Origin of the sequence: Zooshikella ganghwensis DSM 15267 (assembly GCF_000428585.1) — a bacterium.
GTDB lineage: Bacteria > Pseudomonadota > Gammaproteobacteria > Pseudomonadales > Zooshikellaceae > Zooshikella > Zooshikella ganghwensis.
Genome location: NZ_AUAF01000309.1, coordinates 1 through 2,410 on the forward strand (window position 1 = coordinate 1; position 2,410 = coordinate 2,410).

Sequence of the window (2,410 nt, forward strand, 5' to 3'; positions counted from 1 at the left end):
AGCCATTGGTAATGCTCACGTCAGTTGCCTGAACCTGATTAATGTAGAAAGTACTTGTTCCACAAAATGTTCTGCGCAGAACATAAAGGGGTTTTTGTCAATAGCAACTTAAAAGTGACCCCTCCTGCTTATTTTTACTTGGTTGTTGCTGATGTCAGTGCAGTATCACCTGCCAATCCATAGCAAATGTAGCACAGCAGCCCAAATCCTTTAGCACAGTAACAACTACTCAAATAACCCTAACCATGTTAGCATATTACCAATATTTGGTATTAATTGGTATTAATCCATGGCAAAGAACACAAGCATCTCTCTAGGAGATCACTTTGATGGCTTCATTGCAGAGCAGCTCAAAACTGGTCGTTTTGGCTCTGCCAGTGAGGTTATTCGGGCTGGTTTAAGATTGCTCGAGGAGCGAGAAGCCAAGCTTGATGCATTAAGAAAGCTCATTGCAGAGGGTGTTGTTGAAGCTGAAGCAGGTAAGACTGTTGATTATGACATGCAATCCATTCTTGATAGCATCAACCTAAAATAACTTCAAAGTTATATAACCTTGAGGTTATAATGTACTAACATTAATGATGATGAGCTTATGTGGAAGGTTGTTACAGTAGATGAGTTTGATCAATGGTTTTTAGCGCTTAGTGAAGCTGAACAGGTCTCAGTCTTAACCGTAATCAAGCTGCTTGAAATGAAGGGGCCTGAACTAAGCCGACCTTATGCTGATACCCTGGAAGGCTCTAAGCGTGTTAAAAACTTGAAAGAGTTAAGAGCACAGCACCAAGGCAGACCATACCGTGTATTTTTTGCCTTTGATCCTGAACGGCAAGCAGTCCTGTTGTGCGGTGGAGATAAGACAGGCGATAAACGGTTTTATAAAAAAATGATACCCATTGCAGAAAGAGAGTTTTTGAAGCATTTGGACAGCTTGCACTAATTGGAGGGTTAACAATGGCTAAACCACTATCAGAATTACTCAAAAAAGTTTCACCTGAAGTGCAAGCACAGGCAACCGCAAAAGCGGCTGAGATTCTTACTGAGATGACATTAGCAGAGCTTCGCCAGTCTAAAAATGTAAAACAAGAAGACCTCGCGAAAGCCTTAAATGTTTCTCAACCTAATGTCGCTAAGCAAGAAAACAACAACTCTGATGTCTACCTGTCAACGCTACGTAGCTACTTAAAGGCCTTAGGTGGTGAGCTGGAGGTTGTTGCACGTTTTCCTGATGGATCTGCAGTTATCATTAATCAGTATGACAACCATGCTCAGTAGGGCATGGTTATAACGTGTACTGCTTTACTTTGGAATATTGAGTTAAAGCGTGTTCCACAAAATGTTCCACGCGGAACATAAAGCAGTTATTGTACGAGCTCAGTAAATAAATTATTGATGGTTTTCATGGGAAGAAACAGAGATAACTCATCATAAACCATAAAGCCACACTTCTCATAAAATGACAAAAGCGCTTCAGTCTTGGCATCCACAATCACTGCGGCACTACCCACCGATTTAGCCACCACCAGTGAGCGCATTAACGCGTCAATAATCAGCACTTTACCCAACCCTTTACCATGCTCAGACAGTTCCACGGCTAACCGGTTGATTCGAATACAGGGTACGGCAAGCAAGCCCTTGTACTTTTTCATAAACGCAGCTGGCAGTTTACAGGTATCTACTTCGCAAGGCCCAATACTGTAAAAGCCACGAATGAAGTTCCGTTGCTCTCGACGGGTGAGTACAAAAGTTTGCGATAAGTACTTGAGACCATGCTGGTTTGCTGTTCGTTGCAGATAATGGTTAAGATCTTCATTGCCACAATCAAAAGCCTGCCGATCATGAATATGAGTGTCTAATGCCATTGTTTTAAAGGGTAAATCAGCCATTAAGCATCTGACCCCAAGTACTGCTTCAACGCATCTTTTAAGTAGTCATTAGGTTCTGGAGGGTTTTCCAGTGCCTCAAAAAAACGCTGAGCTTGCTCGTCATTGGGGTACAGTCTTTTTTCTGCTTCAATGAGTGCTCGTGCTCTATCAAGCGCGGCTTCCGCCACAAAAGAGTTGATCGAGGTAGCGCCTGATAAAGGTAAGGCCGAGTCAATCAATTTGCGCTGTGTTTCATCAAGTGTGGTGGTAATGCGTGACATGATCTCGTCTCCGGAAACATATGCGTGTCAATATAGCACACTTATTATTAGCGTGTCATTTTAGCACGCGCAAAGTAATTAGCAATCTCGACTAGGTCCTGCGTCTGCACGCCCAAAGCATTGCTATTGTTGGCTTGTAGCCGATTTGGCGTCATTTTTCACTATATTAGAGCCTTCTAACTTAGTAATACGTATTACCGTTTTTGATAGTATACTACTGCTGTCACCCAAAAATAGCCGATAACAGAAGTTACCGGAAGTTTTTTC

The 2,410-nt window shown here is 42.4% G+C and carries 5 protein-coding genes; 3 read left to right on the forward strand and 2 right to left on the reverse strand.

Features of this window, described 5'->3' with window-relative positions:
* The first annotated feature begins 289 nt into the window (after nucleotides 1–289).
* From F607_RS0126305 to F607_RS0126315, 3 genes are read left to right on the forward strand one after another with little or no spacing between them, the layout of a single operon-like run.
* The gene (locus tag F607_RS0126305; protein WP_027710377.1) at nucleotides 290–535 is read left to right on the forward strand and encodes a type II toxin-antitoxin system ParD family antitoxin; all 246 of its coding nucleotides are present in this window, start codon (nucleotides 290–292) and stop codon (nucleotides 533–535) included.
* A gap of 57 nt (nucleotides 536–592) precedes the next feature.
* Nucleotides 593–937: a type II toxin-antitoxin system RelE/ParE family toxin gene (locus F607_RS0126310; RefSeq protein WP_027710378.1), complete on the forward strand. Its 345-nt coding sequence runs from the start codon at nucleotides 593–595 to the stop codon at nucleotides 935–937.
* Nucleotides 938–951: 14 nt separating this feature from the next.
* Nucleotides 952–1,272: a helix-turn-helix domain-containing protein gene (locus F607_RS0126315; protein WP_027710379.1), complete on the forward strand. Its 321-nt coding sequence runs from the start codon at nucleotides 952–954 to the stop codon at nucleotides 1,270–1,272.
* A gap of 86 nt (nucleotides 1,273–1,358) precedes the next feature.
* Here the strand turns inward: F607_RS0126315 and F607_RS0126320 are convergent, their stop codons facing one another.
* Nucleotides 1,359–1,883, reverse strand: a complete 525-nt coding sequence (locus F607_RS0126320) for a GNAT family protein (RefSeq protein WP_051311860.1) — start codon at nucleotides 1,881–1,883, stop codon at nucleotides 1,359–1,361.
* On the reverse strand, nucleotides 1,883–2,143 hold the full coding sequence (locus tag F607_RS0126325) for a type II toxin-antitoxin system TacA family antitoxin (RefSeq protein WP_038292453.1): 261 nt from the start codon (nucleotides 2,141–2,143) through the stop codon (nucleotides 1,883–1,885). Before F607_RS0126325 ends, F607_RS0126320 begins: the two co-directional genes overlap by 1 nt.
* Nucleotides 2,144–2,410: the final 267 nt, after the last annotated feature.

What these genes read in the sequence shown, in the direction of transcription:
- F607_RS0126305 (WP_027710377.1), top strand. Translation starts at nt 290, where the DNA reads ATGGCAAAGAACACAAGCATCTCTCTAGGAGATCACTTTGATGGCTTC.
- F607_RS0126310 (WP_027710378.1), top strand. Translation starts at nt 593, where the DNA reads ATGTGGAAGGTTGTTACAGTAGATGAGTTTGATCAATGGTTTTTAGCG.
- F607_RS0126325 (WP_038292453.1), bottom strand. Translation starts at nt 2,143, where the DNA reads ATGTCACGCATTACCACCACACTTGATGAAACACAGCGCAAATTGATT.
- F607_RS0126320 (WP_051311860.1), bottom strand. Translation starts at nt 1,883, where the DNA reads ATGGCTGATTTACCCTTTAAAACAATGGCATTAGACACTCATATTCAT.
- F607_RS0126315 (WP_027710379.1), top strand. Translation starts at nt 952, where the DNA reads ATGGCTAAACCACTATCAGAATTACTCAAAAAAGTTTCACCTGAAGTG.